Annotated in this window: 22 protein-coding genes; 12 read left to right on the forward strand and 10 right to left on the reverse strand. The window is 50.3% G+C overall.

Translation table 11 applies throughout. The features are described 5' to 3' along the window. The first annotated feature begins 100 nt into the window (after positions 1–100). From hisB to hisA, 3 genes are read left to right on the forward strand one after another with little or no spacing between them, the layout of a single operon-like run. Positions 101–1,234, forward strand: a complete 1,134-nt coding sequence (hisB, locus tag ACO08I_RS13270; RefSeq protein ID WP_421949555.1) for a bifunctional histidinol-phosphatase/imidazoleglycerol-phosphate dehydratase HisB — start codon at positions 101–103, stop codon at positions 1,232–1,234. A 12-nt stretch (positions 1,235–1,246) separates the two neighbouring features. Continuing rightward, a complete protein-coding gene (hisH, locus tag ACO08I_RS13275; RefSeq protein WP_044216855.1) occupies positions 1,247–1,834 on the forward strand; it encodes an imidazole glycerol phosphate synthase subunit HisH in 588 nt (195 codons plus the stop codon). A gap of 1 nt (position 1,835) precedes the next feature. Next, the gene (gene hisA / locus ACO08I_RS13280; protein WP_282777350.1) at positions 1,836–2,561 is read left to right on the forward strand and encodes a 1-(5-phosphoribosyl)-5-[(5-phosphoribosylamino)methylideneamino]imidazole-4-carboxamide isomerase; all 726 of its coding nucleotides are present in this window, start codon (positions 1,836–1,838) and stop codon (positions 2,559–2,561) included. 1 nt (position 2,562) lies between these two features. Here the strand turns inward: hisA and ACO08I_RS13285 are convergent, their stop codons facing one another. Then, positions 2,563–3,138, reverse strand: coding sequence for a nitroreductase family protein (locus ACO08I_RS13285; protein ID WP_282777352.1), 576 nt, complete (start codon positions 3,136–3,138; stop codon positions 2,563–2,565). 105 nt (positions 3,139–3,243) lie between these two features. Here ACO08I_RS13285 and ACO08I_RS13290 point away from each other — a divergent pair, with 105 nt between their 5' ends. Further along, entirely contained in the window at positions 3,244–4,011 is a 768-nt protein-coding gene (locus tag ACO08I_RS13290; protein WP_421949556.1) for a glycosyltransferase family 2 protein, read from the forward strand. A gap of 13 nt (positions 4,012–4,024) precedes the next feature. Beyond that, positions 4,025–4,855: a glycosyltransferase family 2 protein gene (locus tag ACO08I_RS13295; protein WP_421949557.1), complete on the forward strand. Its 831-nt coding sequence runs from the start codon at positions 4,025–4,027 to the stop codon at positions 4,853–4,855. On the opposite strand, the gene ACO08I_RS13300 is transcribed toward ACO08I_RS13295, so the two are convergent. The 6 genes from ACO08I_RS13300 to ACO08I_RS13325 form a co-directional block, all read right to left on the reverse strand. Further along, positions 4,852–5,349: a dihydrofolate reductase gene (locus ACO08I_RS13300; RefSeq protein WP_421949558.1), complete on the reverse strand. Its 498-nt coding sequence runs from the start codon at positions 5,347–5,349 to the stop codon at positions 4,852–4,854. The two genes, ACO08I_RS13295 and ACO08I_RS13300, sit on opposite strands and share 4 nt — an antisense overlap. Positions 5,350–5,362: 13 nt before the next feature. Further along, positions 5,363–7,234: a penicillin-binding protein 2 gene (gene mrdA / locus ACO08I_RS13305; protein WP_282777359.1), complete on the reverse strand. Its 1,872-nt coding sequence runs from the start codon at positions 7,232–7,234 to the stop codon at positions 5,363–5,365. A 42-nt stretch (positions 7,235–7,276) separates the two neighbouring features. Beyond that, the gene (locus ACO08I_RS13310; RefSeq protein ID WP_044216863.1) at positions 7,277–7,801 is read right to left on the reverse strand and encodes a hypothetical protein; all 525 of its coding nucleotides are present in this window, start codon (positions 7,799–7,801) and stop codon (positions 7,277–7,279) included. Continuing rightward, entirely contained in the window at positions 7,794–8,621 is an 828-nt protein-coding gene (mreC, locus tag ACO08I_RS13315; protein ID WP_282777361.1) for a rod shape-determining protein MreC, read from the reverse strand. The genes ACO08I_RS13310 and mreC overlap by 8 nt, the downstream gene beginning before the upstream one ends. 41 nt (positions 8,622–8,662) lie before the next feature. Then, positions 8,663–9,694, reverse strand: a complete 1,032-nt coding sequence (locus tag ACO08I_RS13320; protein ID WP_044216865.1) for a rod shape-determining protein — start codon at positions 9,692–9,694, stop codon at positions 8,663–8,665. Positions 9,695–9,991: 297 nt separating this feature from the next. After that, on the reverse strand, positions 9,992–11,212 hold the full coding sequence (locus ACO08I_RS13325; RefSeq protein ID WP_421949559.1) for a M16 family metallopeptidase: 1,221 nt from the start codon (positions 11,210–11,212) through the stop codon (positions 9,992–9,994). A 255-nt stretch (positions 11,213–11,467) separates the two neighbouring features. Between ACO08I_RS13325 and dnaN the strand changes: the two genes are divergently transcribed. The 7 genes from dnaN to ACO08I_RS13360 all read left to right on the forward strand — a co-directional run bounded on the left by dnaN (position 11,468) and on the right by ACO08I_RS13360 (position 18,484). Continuing rightward, a complete protein-coding gene (gene dnaN, locus ACO08I_RS13330) occupies positions 11,468–12,583 on the forward strand; it encodes a DNA polymerase III subunit beta (protein ID WP_421949560.1) in 1,116 nt (371 codons plus the stop codon). A 94-nt stretch (positions 12,584–12,677) separates the two neighbouring features. Further along, a complete protein-coding gene (locus ACO08I_RS13335; RefSeq protein ID WP_282777368.1) occupies positions 12,678–13,130 on the forward strand; it encodes a hypothetical protein in 453 nt (150 codons plus the stop codon). 16 nt (positions 13,131–13,146) lie between these two features. Continuing rightward, positions 13,147–13,722 carry a nicotinate (nicotinamide) nucleotide adenylyltransferase gene (gene nadD / locus ACO08I_RS13340; protein ID WP_421949720.1) on the forward strand — a complete coding sequence of 192 codons (576 nt, stop codon included), beginning with the start codon at positions 13,147–13,149 and terminating at the stop codon, positions 13,720–13,722. A gap of 264 nt (positions 13,723–13,986) precedes the next feature. Then, a complete protein-coding gene (locus ACO08I_RS13345) occupies positions 13,987–14,901 on the forward strand; it encodes a glycosyltransferase 61 family protein (protein WP_421949561.1) in 915 nt (304 codons plus the stop codon). Next, positions 14,894–16,165 carry an NDP-hexose 2,3-dehydratase family protein gene (locus ACO08I_RS13350; RefSeq protein ID WP_421949562.1) on the forward strand — a complete coding sequence of 424 codons (1,272 nt, stop codon included), beginning with the start codon at positions 14,894–14,896 and terminating at the stop codon, positions 16,163–16,165. Before ACO08I_RS13345 ends, ACO08I_RS13350 begins: the two co-directional genes overlap by 8 nt. A 161-nt stretch (positions 16,166–16,326) precedes the next feature. Continuing rightward, complete coding sequence (locus ACO08I_RS13355) at positions 16,327–16,680, forward strand: hypothetical protein (protein WP_044216875.1); 354 nt, start codon at positions 16,327–16,329, stop codon at positions 16,678–16,680. A 391-nt stretch (positions 16,681–17,071) separates the two neighbouring features. Continuing rightward, a complete protein-coding gene (locus ACO08I_RS13360) occupies positions 17,072–18,484 on the forward strand; it encodes a DUF2851 family protein (RefSeq protein ID WP_063978248.1) in 1,413 nt (470 codons plus the stop codon). On the opposite strand, the gene ACO08I_RS13365 is transcribed toward ACO08I_RS13360, so the two are convergent. From ACO08I_RS13365 to ACO08I_RS13375, 3 genes are all read right to left on the reverse strand, one after another. Next, positions 18,427–19,455 (reverse strand): SPASM domain-containing protein, encoded by a 1,029-nt coding sequence (locus ACO08I_RS13365; RefSeq protein WP_421949563.1) that lies wholly within the window; start codon positions 19,453–19,455, stop codon positions 18,427–18,429. The two genes, ACO08I_RS13360 and ACO08I_RS13365, sit on opposite strands and share 58 nt — an antisense overlap. Positions 19,456–19,487: 32 nt before the next feature. Then, a complete protein-coding gene (locus ACO08I_RS13370; RefSeq protein WP_421949564.1) occupies positions 19,488–21,044 on the reverse strand; it encodes a YifB family Mg chelatase-like AAA ATPase in 1,557 nt (518 codons plus the stop codon). Between the two features lie 95 nt (positions 21,045–21,139). Beyond that, positions 21,140–21,922: a Spy/CpxP family protein refolding chaperone gene (locus ACO08I_RS13375; protein ID WP_044216881.1), complete on the reverse strand. Its 783-nt coding sequence runs from the start codon at positions 21,920–21,922 to the stop codon at positions 21,140–21,142. Positions 21,923–21,943 lie beyond the last annotated feature (21 nt).

The following is a 21,943-nucleotide window of genomic DNA, read 5'->3' on the forward strand; positions in this document are numbered from 1 at the left end:
GATATGAAAATTTCAATAAAGTATCCATGGGCTCGTCTTCCCTGTGTCAGGTTTCTGCACTGGCTACTGCCCTAAACCTTGAATTTGCTACCTTTGCAGGATGAAGAAATTATTGATCCTGGACCGCGATGGTACGCTTATTCTGGAGCCGGAAGGCTATCAGATCGACAGTCTGGAAAAGCTGGATTTCTACCCCGGTGTTTTTCAGCACCTGTCCCGTATTGTGAAAGAACTGGACTTCGAGTTCGTCATGATCACCAATCAGGATGGGCTGGGTACAGAGGTTTTCCCGGAGGAGACCTTCTGGCCCGCGCACCACAAAATGATGAGCGCCTTTGAAGCCGAGGGGATCCCCTTCATTGATGTGCTGATTGACCGAAGTTTTCCGGAAGACAACGCCCCCACCCGTAAGCCGCGCACCGGGCTGATGGCCCCCTACATGAACGGCGATTATGACCTGGCGAATTCTTTTGTCGTGGGCGACCGCCTGACAGATATGGAGTTGGCCAAAAATCTGGGCGCAAAGGGCATCTGGCTCAACAATCAGCCTGACCTCGGGGCCGATGAGGTGGAAGGAGACAACCGGGCCGTACATGAGGCTATTGCTCTCACTACTACCGACTGGGGTGACATCTACCGCTTTCTGCGCCTGAGCGAACGGACCGCTAAAGTGCAACGGACCACCAAGGAGACCGACATTCTCATACAGCTCGACCTGGACGGCACGGGCAAGAGTGAGATGGATACCGGGCTGGGCTTTTTCGACCATATGCTCGACCAACTGGCGCGCCACGGTGGGCTCGACCTGTCCATCAAAGTCAGGGGCGACCTCGAAGTGGACGAACACCATACCATAGAGGACACCGCACTGGCACTGGGCGAGGCTTTCGCCAAAGCACTGGGCGACAAACTTGGCCTGGAGCGCTACGGCTACGCACTGCCTATGGACGACTGTCTGGCGCAGGTGGCTATTGACTTCGGAGGCCGCCCGTGGATCGTCTGGGAGGCGGAATTTAAGCGGGAGAAAATTGGCGATATGCCTACCGAGATGTTTTTCCACTTCTTCAAGTCCTTTTCCGATGCGGCAAAAGCTAATCTGAACATCAAAGTGGAAGGCACCAATGAGCACCACAAAATCGAAGCGATCTTCAAAGCCTGGGCGCGGGCCATCCGAATGGCGAAACGACGGGATACGGAGCATTTGCAGTTGCCAAGCACGAAGGGCGTATTATAAACCAGCCAAACCATGAAAGTAGCCATCATCGATTATAACGCCGGCAACGTCCGGTCGGTACAGTTCGCCATGCAGCGCCTGGGCATTGAGGCTCATCTGACTGGAGACGCTGCCGAAATACAAGCCGCCGAAAAGGTGATCTTCCCCGGCGTGGGCGAAGCAAATACCACTATGGCTTATCTTCGGGAGCGCGGGCTGGACGAGGTCATCCGCAACCTGAAGCAGCCGGTACTGGGTATCTGCCTGGGCATGCAGTTGTTGTGCCGGCATTCTGAAGAAAACGATACCGATTGCCTGGGCATTATCCCACAGGAAGTGGTGCGCTTCCGCCCAAAGCAGGGTGAAAAAATCCCCCACATGGGCTGGAACAGCATCCGCAATCTGGGCGACGGGCTGTTTAGCCCCGGGCTGGAAGGGGAATACGTCTACTTTGTGCACAGCTACTACGTGGAGCAGGGGCCCTATACCACTGCGACCACCGAACATGTACTGCCTTTCAGCTCTGCATTGCAAAAAGACAATTTCTACGCCACTCAGTTCCACCCGGAAAAATCGGGCAAGGTAGGCGAAGCCATTCTTAAGCACTTTATCCAACTTTAGTATGCACCCCATCCCCGCTATTGACATTATTGAAGGCAAATGCGTGCGCCTGACACAGGGCGACTACGACCGCAAGAAAGTTTATAACGAAGACCCGCTGGAGGTAGCGAAGGCTTACGAAGCACATGGCCTGCAGCGCCTGCACCTGGTCGACCTCGACGGCGCTAAAGCCAAGCAGATCGTCAACTACAAGGTACTGGAAACGCTGGCGACGAAGACCAACCTGCATATCGACTTCGGCGGCGGGCTGAAGTCAGATGAAGACCTGAGGATAGCTTTCGATAGCGGCGCGAAGCAAGTTACCGGCGGCACCATAGCCGTGAAGCAACCGGCGGTATTCGAAGCCTGGCTGCAGCGTTTTGGGGCAGAGCGCATCATACTGGGCTCCGACGTAAAGGATGGGAAAATTGCCGTCAGTGGCTGGCAGGAGCAAAGCGAGCAGGAGCTATTCCCGTTTCTGGAAGGCTACATCTCGAAAGGCATCAGGTACACCATCTGCACCGATGTCTCCAAGGATGGTTTGCTCGAAGGCACCGCCCTGCCTTTGTACAAGGATATCCGGTCGGAATTCACCGGCCTGCAACTGATTGCCAGCGGTGGCATCAGCAGCCTGGACGAGCTGGACGAGCTCCGGGACATTGGCTGTTTTGGTGCCATCATCGGCAAAGCTATCTACGAAAATAAGATTTCACTGCAGGAGCTGGAGCAGTGGGTGCTGAAGAGCTGAATTACATCCAAGTTACCTTCTCTTCAATCGGCCCCCGTTTGCCAGGCAGTTCCGGCAGGTTGTGATAGCCCATATAGAACAGCCCCAGGCAGCGCTCCCCTTCCTGCAGGTTGAGAAATTCGCGGTCTTGCTGCAGGGCTTTGGCAGAGCTCCAGTAGCTACCGATGCTGTGTGCCGTACAGGTCAGCCACATATTCTGAACTGCGCAGGCTACCGCAGCGACTTCTTCCCACTCCGGCACACTTTCCCCGGGGTCGCGTTGCATGCAGATGGCAATCACGCAACCGGAGCGCAGCGGCTTTTGCAGGTTCTTCTCGTACTTCCGCTCAGAGAACAATTCGCCCTGCGCTTTCATTTTGTACAACTCAGCCAGCCGCTCGCCCAACCGCGCACGGGAGTCGCCCGTGAATACGCGAAAGCGCCAGGGTTCTGTAAACCGGTGAGTAGGTGCCCAGTTGGCGTTTTCCAGTACCTCCTCAATGATAGCCTTTGGAATAGGCTTATCAATATAGGTCTTGGGGAAAATCGCCCGGCGGCGGCGGATCAGCTCAGTGGTTTGTTCAGGCGTAAAGCTCATGTGGTCCTTTTAGTTTTTTGAATAGACACCTGAAGTGGCCCTTTTGTTTCCGTTGCCTGCTCCTGAAAAAAGCGTAATTTTGCGGCTCAACCATAGGACCGTACCGTGAGTAACCCTGTCAGCATTTCTGGTGTTATCATTACGCTAAACGAAGCGAGGCACATCCGCGCCTGCATCGAATCGATGCTGCCGGTGGTGGACGAGGTCGTAGTGGTCGACTCTTTCAGTACAGATGAGACCCCGGCTATTTGCCAGGAACTCGGCGTGCGGTTTTTGCAGCACCCGTTCAAGGGGCATATTGAGCAAAAAAACTACGCCATGCAGCAGGCGAAGTACGACTACGTGCTTTCGCTTGATGCCGACGAGCGGGTTTCCGAGGAGATGGCTAAAGCTATCCTGGCAGTAAAACAAAACTGGGCTGCTAACGGCTATGCCTTCAACCGGCTAAACAACTACTGCGGGCGTTGGCTGCGCTACGCCTGGTACCCCGACCGTAAAACCCGGCTTTGGGACCGGCGGCAGGGGCAGTGGGGCGGCACTAACCCACACGACAGGGTTATATTGCCCAAAGAACAGATTCGGCATTTGCCTGCGGATTTGCACCACTACCCCTACCGCAACGTATTGGAACATGCCGAACAGCTCCTAAAGTTTGCGGACATTGATGCAACATTCAAAAATGCAGAAGGGCAACGCGTTTCTTTATTCAGGGATTTAATCCTGGGGCCCTTTTTTAAGTTTTTCAAACTTTATATTCTGAAGCGGGGTTTTCTGGATGGCCTTTACGGTTTTCTTTATTGCTGTATGGCCGCCGGTTTCAACTTCCTGAAATATGCCCGCTTGTGGGAACTCAACCGTCGTCCTGCCAAATAAGTTATGCCAGAAAATGGAACAACCATTGCAGATATCCGTCATTATATCGACTTACAATCAGCCCGAATGGTTGCATAAGGTTTTGCTGGGGTACCAACAGCAAACCTACCCGCATTTTGAGGTCGTCATTGCTGATGATGGCTCCGGAGAAGCAACCCGAAAGCTAATCAACCAACACCAAAAAGACAGCCCTTTTGCGATCCGGCATATCTGGCACGAAGACAATGGTTTTCAAAAAACAGCTATTCTGAATAAAGCTACGGCAGATGCCCGCTATCCTTACCTGCTTTTTACGGATGGAGACTGTATCCCCCGTGCCGATTTTCTTGAGACGCATGCAAAATTTGCCGAACCTGGTTATTTCCTTTCCGGCGGTTACTGCAAGCTCCCTATGTCCCTGAGCGAGGCCATATCAGAAGAGGATATTCAGACCCAGCAATGTTTTGACCCGGCCTGGCTCAAAGCCCGTGGACTGGAGGGGCGCAGTCAGCTGCGCAAACTTGGTGCAAGCCCGAACTGGGGCGCCTTTTGGGATTTTGCCACACCTACCAAAGCCAGCTTCAATGGCTGCAACACTTCGGTTTGGAAAGCAGATGTGCTTGCTGTGAATGGCGCTGACGAACGTATGCAATACGGCGGTGAAGACCGGGAGTTGGGAGAACGCCTGTTCAACTTAGGCTTAAAAAGCAAACAGATCAGGCACCGTGCCATACTGCTGCACCTGGACCACGCCCGAGGCTATATGACAAAAGAAAGCCTGGATCGTAATCAGGCTATCCGGGAACATACGCGCAAAGCCAGGTCAGTGTGGACGCCCTATGGCATCAAACAAACAGAAGCTTAAGCTTTGCGCTCCAGTACTTTGAAGGTGTAAGCGTGGGGATTTTTCTCATCCGGCTGATGCGCCTCACTCGATACTTCGGACCAAACAGCAGGATCTACCGCCGGGAAAAAGACCTCTCCGTTTTCCACTTCTGTATCCACTTCTGTAAGATAGAGCCGGTCTATGAGGGGCATAGCTTGTTCATAAATGGTACCACCTCCGATGATAAAGGCTTCGTCCTCACCGTTGTTGCGCGCCAGATCTATCGCCTCCTGAAGGCTCCCTGCCACGAGGCAGTTAGACACCATAAAGAAAGGGTTACGGGTAACGATAATATTGGTGCGCTTCGGCAAGGGGCGGCCGATAGACTCAAAGGTCTTACGCCCCATGATGATGTGATGATTGAGCGTACGGCGCTTGAAATATTTCAAATCCGCCGGCAGATGCCAGGGGATATCATCGTCTTTTCCGATAACTCCGTTTTTATCAGTGGCTACGATAGCGGATAAAATCATGCGTTAATATTCGTTAGGGTAGTTCAGGCAGAAGATTGGCTTCCAGCATACGCTTTTCGAGCCACTGCCGGTTGTCACTAATGGTGTCAGTCAGGTATTTTTCAATCATCAGGCTGGCGATAGGTGCTGCGTAAGTACCGCCAAAACCTGAATTCTCCACATAAACGACGATAGCGATCTTCGGGTCCTTTTTAGGCGCGAAAGCAAAGAAAACCGAGTGATCCTCACCATGGGGATTTTCGGCTGTACCGGTTTTTCCACAGACCGGAATATCCGGTATATAAGCCATGCGTGCTGTACCGGAGACCGTTACTTTTTCCATGCCGTTAGCAATGATTTCGAAGTAGGAACTGTCAATCCCGACGTAGTTGCGCCTGGTGAACCGGTCAGGGATAGGCACATCTACGCCGCTTCCCCTGTAACCTCTGACCAGGTGCGGGGTTACATAGAAGCCCCGGTTAGCGATAGTGGCGGCTACGTTTGCCATTTGCAGGTTGGTCATTTGCAGCTCCCCCTGCCCAATGCCCAGGGAGCGGATCCAAACAGAGTTCCAGCGCTGCCCCTCCTGTTGTTTATTGAAGTAATCCGTGTAGAATTGTGTGGTGGGATAGAATCCGCTTTGCTCTCTGGGCAGGTCGATCCCGAGTGGTTTGCCCAGGCCAAACTTATCCAGGTAGCTGTTGAAAAGATCAAGCCCTTTCTCCGGGTTACGGAAGCCCCCCGGCCCGTCAACGATTTCGCGGAAAGCAGTAACAAAGTAGGCGTTGCAGGAATGCTGAATTCCCATTTCTACATTGAGGCAGGTGGGGTGGCCATGACAGCCGGTGAGCCGCATTCCGTTGAAGTAGTAGGCGCCAGAGCAGGGAATGGTACGGTTGGGGTCCAGATAGCCCTCCTGCATGCCGACCAAAGCGACGATGGTCTTAAACAGCGACCCAGGCGGATACTGCCCCATAATACTGCGGTCAAACAGGGGCTGCGTTTTATCTACTGAAAGCCGGCCGTAGGGATTGCCTTTGCCGTGCCCGATGGCAAGAAGATTTGGATTGTAATTTGGCGAACTGATCATGGCCAACACCTCTCCGGTGGTAGGCTCCAAAGCGACTACCGCACCTATTTTATTCTCCATCAACAACTCACCGTAGGCTTGCAAATCGAGGTCAATAGTCGTAATCAGGTCCTTCCCAAAAACGGCATCCACATCAAGTTCACCATCTTTATAGGGCCCTACTTCACGGCCCAGGTTGTCTTTTAGTATCAGAGACATGCCTTTCTCACCGCGCAGGGTGTCTTCGTAGGAAAGTTCCAGCCCACTTTTGCCCAGGTAGTCCCGGGGCTCGTATTTGCCATCAGAGAGTTTAATGTCGTTTTGATCCGCTTCCCGGATATAGCCAAGAACGTGACAGGCGTTGTCATGAGGATAGCCGCGGGCATGGCGCAGGCGAGGGGAAAAGCCCGGGAACTGGTAGAGGCGTTCCTCCAATGCTGCAAACTGTTTTGCGGACAATTGAGTCAGAAAAGGGAAGGGAACTGATTTGGAATACCTTGGGTCACGCCAGTTTTTGTCGAGGGTCTGATCAAAATAACTGCGCTCTATACCCAGCAGTTCGCAAAAAGCAGCCGTATCCATGTCCTCATTCAGCTGATTGTAAGTAACCATAAGGTCATACATGGGTACGTTGTAGACCAGTATTTCACCATCGCGGTCGTAGATGGTGCCCCGTGCCGGATAGACAACCTGCTCATCAATTGCTGTGGCGTCGGGATTGTCCTTGTAGGTGGAGTCCAGTACCTGTAGCTGGAAGGCACGATAAATCAGCCCGAATGCCGCCAACACAAAGAGGCTCCGTATGATGTATTGCCGTCTGCTAAATGTATCTGCCACTTCAAAATAATTTCAGTGAACAATTAATGCTTAAACCCTGGGTCAGCGTTTAGGCATGAAGATAAAAACAAAGATCAAGACCGCCGCCATTGAGGAGACAAAGGTGAAAAAGGTACGTAAAAGTATGCCCAAAATATAAATGGGCGAAAAGGCATCAACGCTAAAGTAAACCAGCAGGTGCAACACCATCAGGGACGCTGAATACTTCATAAACCAGTTCATACCGAGGCCGGCAGGTGTAGGTTTATCATTTAGCTTGTACCCTTCACGGGGCTCATACAGGCTTAAAAAGAGGGCCCTGGCATACCCCATAGCTGTTAAAGCGGCAGCATGAACACCCGGAGAGTCATAGAACAGGTCTACACCGATCCCCATCAAAAAGGACAGCAGCAAAACACCAGTACGGGGCGTCTGCAACGGCAGCAGCAAAATAAACAACGGATAGAGAAAGACATTGATATACAGGCTGCCAGTCACCCAACCATCAGAAATGCGCTTTAAGAAAAGCCCCTGCAGCGCCAGCAGGACAAAAAACCGTATGATATTCCAAATGACCGTATTATTCATTGACCGCTTCGTCTAATTCCTTATGCTCTTTCCACATCTCATTTTCAATGACGTAGACATAACGCAACTTATTAAGGTCATTGCGCAGCATGACCTGTATGTTATAAAAATTCCCACCTCCCGAAAAATCAAAAGACTTTATAGTCCCGACAGGTAGTCCGTACGGGAACAATTGAGAATATCCGCTGGTGACCACGGTATCACCTTCCGCTACCACCGCGTGCTTGGGGATCGCTTCCAGTTGCATCAGCCGGGCGTTTTTGCCGTTCCAGGTGAGTGTCCCGAAATAACCGGAGTTGGACAGAGCTGCTTTGATGCGGGTTTCCCGGTGCAGCAGCGACATCACCTGGCTGTAATGGGGTGTCACGGCTCTGACCACCCCCACGATACCATCCGAAGAAACAACGCCCATATTGGGCCGGACCCCATGATTTGAGCCTTTATCGAGGCGCAGGTAATTAGCTGTGCCTATGGTGGAGTTGCTGATTACGTTGGCAGGGATATAAGAAAAGAGCTGCTCAGTGGAATCTTTCAGAAAGGTATCCTGCCGCACCGCATTGGAGTACCTTGCGTTGTCAAGCTGCTCCATGAGGCGTATGTTTTCGCCCTGCAGTTTAATCAGCTCATCGCGCAGGGCCCATTGTTCTCCCAGCCAGTCTGCGGACTGATCCAACGCGGCAGTAGCCATTCCCCAGGAATTATCCCAGATCGCACCCTGACGCTGATTGAAACTGACCACCAGAATAAGGGCGAGCAGCTCCAGGAAACCAAAAAGCAGGAAGTTCCCATAAGCTGCAAAAAGCTGCAATAGGCCTCTCATGGCTGGCGGTTGTTTTTTAAAAGTTCAGTGATTTGGCTTTCCTACACGCTCTTCCGGTCAATCAGGAAAGAAAAACGGTCGGTATTCTTAAGCGCTATGCCGGTACCCAATACTACTGCACGGAGCGGATCCTCAGCAACGTGCACCTTAAGCTTCGTTTTCTGAGCAATACGTTTGTCCAGCCCGCGAATGAGCGCACCACCACCAGTCAGGTAAATCCCTGTACGGTAAATATCGGATGCAAGTTCAGGTGGCGTAGTTTCCAGTGCCTTCAAAATGGCATCCTCAATTTTTGAGATAGACTTATCGAGGGAGTGAGCGATCTCGCTGTAAGAAATCATGATCTGCTTGGGAATACCCGTCATCAGGTCCCGCCCGTTGACCGCAAAATCTTCAGGTGGGTTCTCCAGTTCGTGCAGTGCAGAGCCAACGTTGATTTTGATCTGCTCTGCTGTACGCTCCCCGATGAGAATATTATGCTGCCGCTTCATGTAGCTCATAATGTCGCTGGTAAATTCATCTCCAGCGATGCGGATAGACTGGTCACAAACGATACCTGAAAGTGCGATCACCGCAATTTCAGTAGTGCCCCCGCCTATATCAATAATCATATTGCCAACAGGCTCCTCCACATCCAGGCCAATACCCAGCGCAGCCGCCATAGGCTCATGAATCAGGTAAGTTTCTTTGGAGTCTACGTGGTCTGCTGAATCAAACACGGCACGCTTTTCCACTTCTGTGATACCCGAAGGAATACAAATTACCATCTTCATGTGGGTGAAGAAGCGGCGGCGGCGGCCGATCATATTAATCATGCCTTCGATCATATCCTCCGCAGCCTGAAAGTCAGCAATAACACCATCTTTAAGCGGGCGGATCGTTTTTATATCTTCGTGTGTTTTTTCGTGCATCTGCATGGCCTTGTTGCCAACGGCAATAGGCTCACCGGTACGGCGGTTTTTTGCAACAATAGAGGGCTCATCCACGACGATTTTACCGTCCTGAATGATAAGTGTATTGGCAGTACCAAGGTCAATAGCAAGTTCTTGGGTAAAAAAGCTGAAGAGTTTCATTAAAACCTTTGTCCTGGTTAATAGTATCGTGTTTCGAACATGGTGTCGGCGCACCCGATACAGGAGCACAGATCTCTCCGGCTACTGTCGAGGCTCTACAACGATGGAAATTAGCAATTTTTCCTATATCAGGGGTATGGTTTTCTAAAAATAAATTGCCTGCCGGGCTTTCTTTTTATCAAAAAAGGGCTGTTTGCAGCCTGCCAGGCCGGATTCCTGCTGCTGTAAAAGTTACCGACTCGCAAAGCAACGCATTTTTTTGGTCAATAAGAAGAATTTAAGGGCAAATTAAATGAGCTAAGGGCCAACGATGACCTGCCACAGGTCTGCTTTGTTGAGGTACTTTTGAGCCAGGCCCTGCAGAGCTGCAGCGTCAATGTTTTGTACCGTTGACACTAATTCGTCAAAAGTGCTCAGAGGGAGCCCGTCGAGTACCAAAGTCCGGATGACTTCCGAAACGTTGAACGGACCATCCAGCATGGTCAAAAAGTTGCCCAGTAAAAAATTCCGGACCATCTTCAGCTCCTCTTCATCAACCAATGTCTCCTGCAGTATTTTCATTTCCCGTTCAATTTCCCGAAGAGTAGGCTCTACATACTCCGGGCTGACCTCCGTGCCGATGAGCAGGGAACCGTCGTACCGCATGGTTTCCAACATGCTGTAGATGTTGTATGTGTAGCCTTTTTCCTCCCGTATGTTGGCCATCAGACGAGAGCCGAAGTAGCCGCCAAGTAGCGTATTAAGCACATACAGCCCATAGAAATCCCCGTGGTGGCGGTTGAGCCCTCTCCTTCCTAAACGAACAGCAGACTGCAGGGTATCAGGGCGCCGCTCAAAAGTAGACTGTGGCTGGCCATCCGGAACAGGAACACGAGGCGCTGGCTTTTCTCCGGGGCTCAGGGCATCGCTTAGAGCTTTGTTCAGTAGCTGCTTCACCTCATCCGTTACCCGCCCACTGATAAATAACAAACAATTGGAAGCATTGTAAAGCCTTTGATGATGCTTCTTCAGGTCAGCCGGCGACAGAGCCAGATAAGCCTCACTGGTACTGTTATAACCATACGGATGAGAACTGCCAAAAATCTGCTCCGTGATGAGGCGATAAGCCAGGGTGTCGTTCTTAGCCAAATCAACGGCCAGCCGGCGCTGATTGCGCCTGATGTAAGCCTCCAGGTCTTCTGCGGCAAACAAAGGCTCTCTTAGCATATCCTGCAAAATGGGCAGGGTGTCTGCAAAGTGCTTGTTCAGGCTGTACAGCACTATGCTCGACGTATCAAGGTTGAAGGGCAGGCTCAGCGTTGCGCCATAGAAGTCCGTAGCTTCCGCAATTTGGGCAGCAGTGTAGTGCCGCGTCCCCTCGCGTAGTAAGCTTGACGTGGCACGGGCTACCAGTTGTTTGTCTTCGTAGGTGCGCCCTGCAAAAAAAACCAGCTCCATTCGAATGACATCCTGTGTGCCCATATTGGTAACGTAAACAGGTATGCCGTTGTCTAAATGGAAAATTTCCGGTTTCGGCAAATGCAGAGTTTGGATATCTTTGATAACAGGCGGCTGCGATCGGTCAGGCATAAATTTTTTATTCAAAGAGTCAAAAAGCAATAATTCAACTTATTAACAGTCTGTTGGTTATTCGATAGTACGAAAATGAGCAAAAAAATTTACTTTTGTTTGCTATAATGCTTGCAAGCCGGCCGCCAACAAAGCAAGCCGGCATAACCATGAGAAGGCAAGCCTCCAAATTCAACAAATTCTCAAACCCTAGCGGATATACCTATGAAGTTTAGCGTTTCCTCATCAGAATTGCTCAAGCGCCTGCAAATCGCAGGTGGTGCTATTGGCTCGAACCCGGTGCTGCCAATCCTGGAAGACTTTCTCTTCACCATCGACAATAACAAGCTCCAAATTGCGGCAACCGACCTGGAAACTTCCATCACCACAGAAATCGAAGTGATGGCTGATGCAGATGGCAAAGTGGCTGTACCCGCTAAAATTCTGCTGGAAACCCTCAAGGCGCTTCCTCAACAGCCCATCACCTTCACCGTGAATGATGAAAACTTCGGCATTGAAATCACCTCTGCCTATGGTAAGTATAAACTTGCCGGCGAGGATGGGCAGGACTTCCCGAGCATCCCGCAACCAGATTCAGTCGATAAAATTTCTATGCCGGGCGGCTCTCTGACCCACGGTATTACCAAGACCATCTTCGCAGCGAGCAACGATGAGCTGCGCCCGGCAATGACGGGTGTATACTTTCAGGTCGACTTCAATAAGCTGATCCTGGTCGCTACGGATGCCCATAAACTGGTGAAGTATACTTTCAATGAAATCGGTGGCGAGGTTTCCACGTCTTTCATCGTGCCTAAAAAAGCACTGAACCTACTCAAAGGCAGCCTCCCTGAAAATGAAGATATTGACATTGCCTTCAATAATGCCAATGCCTTTTTCTCCTTTGGAGATACACGACTGGTCTGCCGCCTTATTGATGCACGCTACCCCGATTATAACGCGGTCATCCCCGTAGACAACCCGAATACACTGAGCCTGTCACGCTCAGACTTCCAGAACTCCCTCAAACGGATTGCCATCTACGCCAACAAAACCACCAATCAGGTCATCCTGAATATCAATGACGGCAGCCTGACCATCTCTGCTCAGGACCTCGACTTCTCTAACGAAGCTACAGAGCAACTGGCCTGCACTTACGAAGGTGAGCCTTTGACGATAGGCTTTAATGCCAAATTCCTGGTGGAAATGTTAGGCGTCCTGGAAAGTGACGAAGTGAAAATTGAACTCTCAACTTCCACCCGCGCTGGTATCATGGTGCCGGCGGAAGAAACCGAGGGCGAAGAAATTCTGATGCTGGTCATGCCAGTGATGCTGAGCAACTAATTTACCGATGCTCTGAAGACGAGCCATTGTCGACAATGGCTCGTCTTTGTTTTTGCCAGGCCTGAAGCGGTCCTAACCCACAACCAAACGCAATATGAAATACAACAACCTATGGCCTGTGGTGATCATGGTGGTGCTCTTTGGGAGCTGTGGTAGTGATGCCCCTCCCCCTCCCAGTGAACCGGAAGCCGTTTTGAAACAATACCAGCGCTTTGTAGACCAAAATCTGCTTGAAAAAGCAAAAGCCCTGAGCACGCCTGCCGGTAAAGCCTGGCTGGATGAGCTGAAAGCTATTGTGGAAGAAGAACAACCCGACAGCACCCTTTTTCATACCGAGTTCCTTTCTGTCAATTGTGAGGGTAAAAAGGATACGCTGCGGTGTCAGTGCGTGCTGGAAGATCAATACGAGCGCTACACTTCCGACTATCACCTGGTAAAACTCAACGGCCAGTGGCTGGTGGATGCACCTCAGGAAGAGATACAGATCGACAATGACATTCTGGAGCAGCTACCTGACAGCCTGGTCCGTGAAATGATGCAAGAATAAACCTGAAACCATGAGCATGCCGAAAGTGGGGCTCTTCTTTGGCTCGTTTAATCCCGTTCACGTTGGGCATATGATCATCGCCAATTTTATGGCCACACAAACCGGCCTGGAGGAGGTATGGATGGTCGTCTCTCCCCACAACCCGCTTAAGCCTAAAAAAACGCTCGCCCGGGACCATGACCGGCTCCACCTCGTTCGACTGGCCATTGGCGATAACCCAAAGTTAAAAGCTTCAGATGTTGAGTTTGGGCTCCCCCAACCTTCCTACACCGTGGATACCCTCTCCTACCTGAAGGAAAAATACCCCTCCCGACAGTTCGTCCTTATCATGGGCGGAGACAATCTGGCAACTTTGCACAAATGGAAAAACTACGAGCTGCTGCTCCGCGATCATGAAATATTTGTCTACCAGCGCCCCAGCCATGATTTGGGTGACCTTCAGCAGCACCCAGGCATTAAAATTGTGGAAGCCCCACTGATGCAGATTTCGGCCAGCTACATCCGCAATTGCCTGAAAGCCGGACAATCGGTGCAGTACCTGGTGCCTGATGCTGTTTACCGGTATTTGGAGGAGGTTGCTATTTATCGTTGAATAACCAACAATATCGTCTAAATCCATAATCTCATACTTTTGGCTTTCATAAGCCAAAAGTCTACTTTGCCGGCATGTAATTTTTAGCTTATTTTACTTTTGGAATACTGGCATTTTGAATTAAGCCGGACCAAGCTGTTTTCTAAAAAACAATATGCCTGAATTAAAACCGTGCGCCTTCTGCGTGTGTGCGCCTCGTATGGTCATGGGGAACAGTCATGGATTATCCAATTTCAACATTTGTAAAATGTAAGGCTCTGTTTGATGAAGGAAATAAAATTATCCTACCTGCATAAAGGTAATCATGGCGGATCAAAGGAACATTACTGGCATTTCATGCTGGGTTATCTCCTCCCATCACTCCATCATATTATTAAGGTTTCTGAATCCAGTCCGGCATCTTCCCTTACGTTCGTTTTTGAGGACTGCGGCCCGGTGATGAACGGGCTGATAGAAGAGATGGCTGATTTATTTTCTATTCAGTACCGAATAGAAAAAAACCAATCCACCAACGCTACAAACGTCATTACTGTACCCAGGTGGGACATTCTGCTCAGGCGAAGCTTTTTCTTCCTGATCTGGAGGAGGCGGTTCGTAACGGATTTGTCTATAAGGAATACCCGAAACTTCCCAAAAAGAGTGCGCCGAAGCATTACAATATCCAGGCAGAGCTTTCAGCTCAAAAAAGATTTGCTTTGTGTCAAGGATGCGATCCTGTCCAGGATCAATAATTTGGAAACAGCGCCGTCTGCAGGAATGCTCCTCCTCAAGCGCTCAGAGATGCCTGCTTATTACAATAAAAATGGGGCAGCCCTTAAAAAAGGGTACGGCAATTCCCGCAGATCAATGCTGCATTTGGAAGAGGGTATGAAATTGTTACGGGAACAGGAAATCTCCGCTACCATTTACGAGCCTGGAAAATATTCGCTTGTGGAGCAGATTCATACATTTTATAATGCAGATGGGGTAATTGCTATACGGGGTGCAGACCTTGCCAATATGCTTTGGTTAAAGCCGGGAAGCCTGGTCCTGATGGCCAACCCCATGGGCAAGGGCTCTTTCCATATCTATAACTACTGCTGCATCCTGAAGTTGTTTCTGGTCGAACGCCTCACAGAGACCAATTTCCCTAGTTTTCTTGAGTTTCAATTCGATAAACTGATTAAGACCTATGCCTAGGATTGCCAATACTATTGAGGAATTACAAGCTTTTTTAGCTGAAACGCTACGTACTTCTTCCTTCCATATACAACGAACCTCCTTTGACGCTCAGGAAGAGTGGCTGATTAAGGACGGAATGCTTTCGCATAAAACCGGAGGCTTTTTTCATGTGATTGGCCTGAATGATATGGAGGACGACTCCGATACCCTTTATCTTTTCCAGCCTCAAAGCGCTGTTACAGGCCTCCTCATTTGTCCCTCGAAAAAGGGCTTGGGCCCCTACGTACTCACTCAGGCCCGAATTGAGCCTGGAAATACCGGGGTCATACAACTGGGCCCCACCATTCAGTCTACTCCTGCTAATTTTCTCCGCCTTCATAACGGTAAGAAAAACCCTTATCTGGACTACCTCTACTCTGGCCATCGTCATGTAACTGGATTCCATTCCACCAATCAGCTTGACCTCGGAAAACGCTATTATCAAAAAACAAAGTGGCACAATTTTGCGCTTGTCAGCGCCCTGCTGGAAACAGCAGATACCTATATTTGGCTGCCGCTGCCTGTCCTGGCTGAAGCAGTAAAAATGGATTTCATCCTCAATACCGATTTGCGCTCTCTTATTGCTGTATTTGAATGGGACTCCCTATCCGGTCAAAATGCGCATCCTGAACAAACTCAGTCGTCAGCAATACTGGAGTACTATTTAAAAAAGAGCCACTCCGTTAACTGCAGGAACAAGTTCATTCCGATTGATCAATCAAGTGCCTTCTCCATTGAAGACCAAGCTATACGCATTAACAAAAACAATCAGGAAATCGGGCTCTACCAAATCGAGACCAACCACCGGGAAGTACAAGGATGGACGCAGCCGCTTTGGAGAGCTGAGGGAAGAGGAAAAGCCATATTGCTTTGCAGCAAGCTGTCCGGGCAACGCGTATTCCTGCTTACTGTAGAAGAAGAGAAAGGTACGCCCTCCTCTTTTTCGATATCACCTTCTTACCTTTTTTATCCAGAGGACACTCACACTCCGGAAGTCAACAACCTTCCTCCTCCTTTCGCCAGGTTTGCTCAGTCTGATGAAGGAGGGCGATTCATCAACCACGAATTCGAGTTCCAGCTTATCGAAGTGAACAATGATTTTGATATTCGGGAAAACCAGTTTTGGGTGAGCATTGACAACCTAAAACACATACTAAGCACTTCAAACCTCTGCAACATCCAACTTCGAGGCCTCTGCTCGCTCCTGATTGAGCAACTTAATCCTATGATATTTGAAGCCTAGACCGATCTGCCACCTCTGAAGCCGGCGCTTGGTTGGGTCCACGCAAGAGTAAAACCAAAACTTTAACTTTCATAAATTATTGAAAGTTTTATAAAAAAGCTTACCTTTGGATAAACTTGAATTAAGCCTCACAGGTTTCAAACAGGAACAAACAAGAAAATATGATCAGCCAATACAGAATGAAGCTTGACCTTGTAGGACAGTCTGTTTTAATCGCCCTTGCAATGATAGTGGTCCTAGGCAAATGGTGGCTTTGGGCGCTTGCAGTAGTGGCGGGCCTTGCGCTCTGGCAAACGGGTAGCGCTTTCCACCTGATAGTAGCCTATGCCTACCGCAGCCGCAAGCCCTATTTGTTATTGCTCGGCAGCATCCTCCTCCTTCTGCCGCTCAAGTTTTGGCTGGCTGGCTACTGGAGCCTGATCATACCTGGTCTTGCTGTACTTATTTACTTCTTCATTACGCTGCGCGACACTATCGTAGTCCTTCGCAGGCCAAGGTCTTTTTGGGACATATAAATTTTTTGTTTTCCAAATTTGCAATAAACAACAATAACTACTATATTTGTGTCAGACTTATAGTCGATTTGCGCTTATTTCTGTAACTCTTGCTCCACGATAATTTCGCGTCCCCTGCCATTAAGGCAGATTTTCATGACTCATTTTACTGATTTGCGGCAAGTGGCTTCCACCAGGAAACTGCTAATTAGACTGAGTTGGCCTGTATGGAAAACTCGGCGCTTAAGGCTTTACCGCTTTCAGAGCAGCAGGGCAACCTGAGCGTCTCAGTTCTCCGCCGGGCTTTACAGAGTGGTCCGGATACCAACTGTGTTTCTACGAAGAGTTCTCCTGAGTGGGAGCTGCCTTGCCGGATTTTGTGTATAGATATAACTACCAAAAAACCAAAATCATGAAAGAGGAACTCCTTCATTATGCCTGGCGTATGCGCCGCTTTAATGCTACTGCGCTTCAAACGACCGATGGAGAAGCAGTGGAAGTCCTGCACCCCGGCCAACTCAACACCCACGCCGGACCAGATTTTCTGAACGCAAGGCTGCGGATCGGTGATACCGTTTGGGCGGGGAATGTAGAAATGCATCTACGCAGCTCAGACTGGCTACAGCACGGGCATCAGACGGACACTGCCTACGACAACGTAATCCTACATGTTGTCTACGAAGACGATGCGCCCATTCAACGAGGCAACGGTACTTCCATCCCCTGCCTGGAAATGAAGCAGCGTATCTCAAGAAGGTTGGCCGCACATTACCAACGTTTGATCCAAAGTGAGCAATGGGTGCCCTGCGCCAATACGCTTGGACAAGTTAGCGAACTCACCCTCAACCTATGGCTGGACCGCATGGCTGCAGAGCGGCTGGAAAGCCGGGCCAGTAAGATTATGGAACAATTGGAACGCAACAGGGAAGGCTGGGAAGAAACTTTCTACCAGTTTATGGCTCGCAGTATGGGCGGAAAAGTCAACGCCGAGCCTATGCAAATGCTGGCAGAACGTACACCTCTGCTCCTGCTTTACAAATACCGCCATAGCCTGTTCCAGGTAGAAGCACTGCTGTTTGGACAATCCGGCCTATTGGAAGACACTTTCGAAGACGAGTACCCCAGGCGGCTGCAACAGGAATACCGCTTTTTGAAACAAAAGCACGGGCTGACGCCTATGCCGCGCCAAACCTGGAAGTACCTGCGGCTCCGGCCTGCCAACTTCCCCACCATCCGTATCGCACAGCTGGCTACTATGATTTATCAACAGGCAGGGTGGTTCAGCAAAGCCATGGCAGCCCATGACCTTACGGAGCTCAACAACTTCTTCACCATCAAGCTTTCTAACTACTGGTGGGACCACTATACCTTTGACAGAGCCTCTCAGCGCAAAGCCAAAGCCCTCGGTGAACAGACTGTCCGTTCGGTCATTATCAATACTGTGGCTCCCATGCTTTTCCTCTATGGTACCCGCAAAGGAGATGACCGCATAAGGGATAAAGGTCTGGATATCCTCGAAAAACTCCCCCCGGAGCAAAACAAAGTGATTAGGGAATGGAAACACCTTGGCGTAAAAGCCGGCTCCGCCTACCATACGCAGGCATTACTGCAACTAAAACAGCAATACTGCACCCCCAAGCGATGCCTGGAGTGCGCCATTGGCAATGCCCTGCTCAAGCCAACCTCTAAAGCCGAAGAGCCCTGGCTGAATGAAATGATTGGTGAGGACTGGGATAAGGATTGGTCTTTGTTTGATCTGGAATACAATCAGGCTTTCTCCCATACTTTGCAGCCTTCTGTGCAGTTGGTGCAGATGTCAATTTGATCACGCCCCTGTAGCAGCTGCATCCGGAATTGCTGGTATGCCGTACCCTGCCACAGTTCGGCAAACGAACTGCGCTTGAGGTCGCCCAGTTGGTGCTGTGCGTCTTTGTCAAAGCAGCAGGGCACTACCAGCCCGTCCCAGGTAATGACACAGGCATGCCAGAGTTTCCAGCAGTGATTAAGCAGCTGATTTTTGACCCGGTAGGTGCCATCTTCCTGCCGGGCGTAGCGGGAGTAGCGCTCGTTGAGTGGAATAAGCGGGTTGCCTTGCTCGTAGTCATATACCTGTGCGGTCTTCAGGCGGACCTCATCAATACCTATTTCCTCCGCCAGGCGGTAAATTTCCGGTATCTGATGCTCGTTTGGCCGTACCACCAGGAACTGAAAAATGATATGCGGCTTTGAGGCCTTCATTTCACGTTTTGCAGCCACAACATTTCTTGCACCCTGAAGTACCGTCTCGAGATTGCCTGCCTTGCGGTAGTTTTCGTATACCTCCTGTGTAGTGCCATCCACAGAGATGATGAGCCGGTCTAACCCTGACGCCACCGTTTTCTGAGCATTCGCTTTGTTCAAAAAATGCCCGTTCGTGGAGGTGATGGTATAAATCCCCCGCTTTGAGGCATGCTCCACCATATTGAGAAACTCCGGATTGATATAAGGCTCTCCCTGAAAATAAAAAATCAGGTAGATCAGTCGGTCGCCCAGTTCAGTGATGATCTGCCGGAAGAAATCTTTCTTCAGGTTTCCGGTGGGCCGGGTGAAAGACCGGAGACCGCTTGGGCATTCCGGGCACCGCAAATTGCAGGCAGTAGTCGGCTCTACGGAAATAGTGATAGGTAATCCCCACTGTACAGGTCGCCGCAAAAACCGGGTCACCCAATAGGAGGACCAGACCTTTATGGCATTCCAAACTCTATGTATGGTTAGTTTGCGCAAAAAATTAAGTGCATCAGCGGTGTGGATCATCATACAGTGCTGGGATTATTATTTACATCAGCGTGCTATCCTGCCCAGCCTTCACGGTCGAGGCTCCTGAAATGTATAGCCTCGGCCAGGTGCTCTATTTCGATATTTTCACTCTCGTGCAAGTCGGCTGCCGTTCGGGCCACCTTTAGTATCCGGTCGTAAGCCCGGGCGGAGAGCTGTAGCTTTTCCATGGCCTTCTTGACCAGTATCCGGCCGGCCTGCCCGATTTCACAAAACTCCCGAACCTGTCTGCCCGACATTTGCGCATTGGCATTAACGCCCGGAGCATCCTTATAGCGTTCAGCCTGAATCTCCCTTGCTTTGATGACCCGCGCCATAATTTCACTACTCGATTCGGCTGGTATTTCCTTACTTGCCAACTCATCATAAGATACCGGCGTCACTTCCACATGCAAATCAATCCGGTCCAACAGCGGACCGGAGATTTTATTGAGGTACCGGTTGATCTGAGCCGGGCCGCAGACACATTCCTTGTCCGGATGATTGTAATACCCGCACGGACAGGGATTCATAGAGGCTACCAGCATGAAGTTTGCCGGGTAATCTACCGTCATACGCGCCCGGGATATAGTCACACGCCGTTCTTCCATTGGCTGCCGCAATACTTCCAGGACCGTCCGTTTGAACTCGGGCAGCTCATCCAGAAACAGTACGCCATGATGCGCCAGAGAAATCTCCCCGGGCATAGGGTTACTACCTCCCCCCACAAGCGCTACATCACTAATGGTGTGATGAGGCGACCGGAATGGGCGGTTGGCAATGAGAGCCGAATCAGGAGGCAACATACCCGCTACCGAATGTATCTTGGTCGTTTCAAGCGCCTCGTGCAAATTCAGAGGAGGCAAAATCGTCGGCATGCGGCGCGCCAGCATGGTCTTGCCTGCTCCGGGAGGCCCGATCAGGACTACATTATGCCCACCCGCAGCTGCAATTTCGAGGGCCCGCTTAATATTTTGCTGCCCCTTCACATCAGAAAAGTCAATATCGAAGATATTCTGCTGCTCGAAAAACTCATCACGGGTCAGCACCATTTTGGGGTCGATCTTGAGATCGCCGTTAATAAAATCGGCAGCTTCCTTCAGGCTGCTCACCCCATACACATCCAGCTCATTTACAATTGCTGCTTCACGGGCATTCTCTTTGGGCAGAATAAACCCTTTAAAGCCCTCCTTCCGGGCCTGAATAGCAATCGGCAGGGCACCACGAATAGGCCTCAGGCTACCATCAAGTGACAACTCACCCATCATGATATACTGATCCAGAGCACTGCCGTCAATCTGCTCAGAGGCCGCCAACACTCCAATCGCAATAGGCAAATCATAAGCCGAGCCTTCCTTTCGGATATCGGCGGGGGCAAGGTTCACAACAGTTTTGATCCGTTTCATTTTGAACCCGATATTCTGCATAGCAGCCTCCATACGAGAAAAGCCTTCACGAACCGCATTGTCCGGAAGGCCTACCAGGTGATAGAAATTTTTGTCCGTTGCAACCTTTCCGCCAACGTTAACTTCTACGGTAATGGTTTGAGCATCCACGCCCTGTACGGCGCCTGCATAGGTTTTGATTAACATGGGTGTCTTTTCCTTTAGTGGTTATACAGAGAGATGCTCCCGAAACCTGTAAGCTCCGGGAGCATTTTCACACCCTAAGTTAAGGATTTTTTGGTTTAGTACCGGTTATTATTATCAAATTCCGGTCCTTTTGCCGGATCCATAAGCAAGAACCGTACTTTCTGGAAATCTGGCTTTGGACGATGCGCCCCCTTTTTCATGCCCTGTTTGCCTTTACGCTCCGGACGGTTGGCTTCACTCATGGTTTTCATATCCTTTTCCCACTGCTCCCGTTTGGGTTTGATCTCTTCCATCAGCATGCTGATTTCCTCATCGTACTTTTGTACCAATGCTGAGAGTTCGTCCCCATTGGGCCGGGAGGCAGCTTTGTGGCCGTCAGCCTTGTGCGGGCGGGAGCCCTGCCGTTCTGTACGAATCCTGGCAAGCGTTGCTTTATCCTCGTCACTGATTTTGAGCTCCAGCTTTTTGCGCTGCTCCAGCAAGACCGGCGCTACGTTTTGTTCATGGTACTCGCGCATCTTGTCACGCATAGCTTTAGCCTCCGCTTTTTTGGCCTCATGATGAGCTTCCAGTATTTGCGTTTGAGCAGGCGTCAGGATAGCATCCAGTTCGCTTTTGAGCGCTTGGTGCATCGATTGCTTCCGGGTACGCTCTGCGTTTCGGGCTTCTTTTTGAGCGTTACGTGTCTCTTTCTTTAATTCTTCAATCGCCTTTTCCTGTTCGGGCGTTAGCTGTAGCTCTTCCTTAAGTTCTTCAATAGCCTTAAAGGGGCTGCCATTGCCGCCACGGTGATGGCTTTGTGGCTGTGCCCATACCGCACCTGCGGTCAAAAACAGTGCTGCCAGCAAGAAGCCAGCGTTCAAAAATACCTTTTTCATAGCGATAATTTTTGATGTTTG

Origin of the sequence: Phaeodactylibacter xiamenensis (assembly GCF_965229835.1) — a bacterium.
Taxonomy (GTDB): Bacteria; Bacteroidota; Bacteroidia; order Chitinophagales; family Saprospiraceae; genus Phaeodactylibacter; species Phaeodactylibacter xiamenensis.

What these genes read in the sequence shown, in the direction of transcription:
- ACO08I_RS13355 (WP_044216875.1), top strand. Translation starts at nt 16,327, where the DNA reads ATGATCAGCCAATACAGAATGAAGCTTGACCTTGTAGGACAGTCTGTT.
- dnaN (WP_421949560.1), top strand. Translation starts at nt 11,468, where the DNA reads ATGAAGTTTAGCGTTTCCTCATCAGAATTGCTCAAGCGCCTGCAAATC.
- ACO08I_RS13320 (WP_044216865.1), bottom strand. Translation starts at nt 9,694, where the DNA reads ATGAAACTCTTCAGCTTTTTTACCCAAGAACTTGCTATTGACCTTGGT.
- mreC (WP_282777361.1), bottom strand. Translation starts at nt 8,621, where the DNA reads ATGAGAGGCCTATTGCAGCTTTTTGCAGCTTATGGGAACTTCCTGCTT.
- ACO08I_RS13360 (WP_063978248.1), top strand. Translation starts at nt 17,072, where the DNA reads ATGAAAGAGGAACTCCTTCATTATGCCTGGCGTATGCGCCGCTTTAAT.
- ACO08I_RS13295 (WP_421949557.1), top strand. Translation starts at nt 4,025, where the DNA reads ATGGAACAACCATTGCAGATATCCGTCATTATATCGACTTACAATCAG.
- hisH (WP_044216855.1), top strand. Translation starts at nt 1,247, where the DNA reads ATGAAAGTAGCCATCATCGATTATAACGCCGGCAACGTCCGGTCGGTA.
- ACO08I_RS13300 (WP_421949558.1), bottom strand. Translation starts at nt 5,349, where the DNA reads ATGATTTTATCCGCTATCGTAGCCACTGATAAAAACGGAGTTATCGGA.
- ACO08I_RS13285 (WP_282777352.1), bottom strand. Translation starts at nt 3,138, where the DNA reads ATGAGCTTTACGCCTGAACAAACCACTGAGCTGATCCGCCGCCGCCGG.
- ACO08I_RS13350 (WP_421949562.1), top strand. Translation starts at nt 14,894, where the DNA reads ATGCCTAGGATTGCCAATACTATTGAGGAATTACAAGCTTTTTTAGCT.
- ACO08I_RS13310 (WP_044216863.1), bottom strand. Translation starts at nt 7,801, where the DNA reads ATGAATAATACGGTCATTTGGAATATCATACGGTTTTTTGTCCTGCTG.
- ACO08I_RS13375 (WP_044216881.1), bottom strand. Translation starts at nt 21,922, where the DNA reads ATGAAAAAGGTATTTTTGAACGCTGGCTTCTTGCTGGCAGCACTGTTT.
- hisB (WP_421949555.1), top strand. Translation starts at nt 101, where the DNA reads ATGAAGAAATTATTGATCCTGGACCGCGATGGTACGCTTATTCTGGAG.
- nadD (WP_421949720.1), top strand. Translation starts at nt 13,147, where the DNA reads ATGCCGAAAGTGGGGCTCTTCTTTGGCTCGTTTAATCCCGTTCACGTT.
- ACO08I_RS13345 (WP_421949561.1), top strand. Translation starts at nt 13,987, where the DNA reads ATGAAGGAAATAAAATTATCCTACCTGCATAAAGGTAATCATGGCGGA.
- ACO08I_RS13370 (WP_421949564.1), bottom strand. Translation starts at nt 21,044, where the DNA reads ATGTTAATCAAAACCTATGCAGGCGCCGTACAGGGCGTGGATGCTCAA.
- hisA (WP_282777350.1), top strand. Translation starts at nt 1,836, where the DNA reads ATGCACCCCATCCCCGCTATTGACATTATTGAAGGCAAATGCGTGCGC.
- ACO08I_RS13335 (WP_282777368.1), top strand. Translation starts at nt 12,678, where the DNA reads ATGAAATACAACAACCTATGGCCTGTGGTGATCATGGTGGTGCTCTTT.
- ACO08I_RS13365 (WP_421949563.1), bottom strand. Translation starts at nt 19,455, where the DNA reads ATGATGATCCACACCGCTGATGCACTTAATTTTTTGCGCAAACTAACC.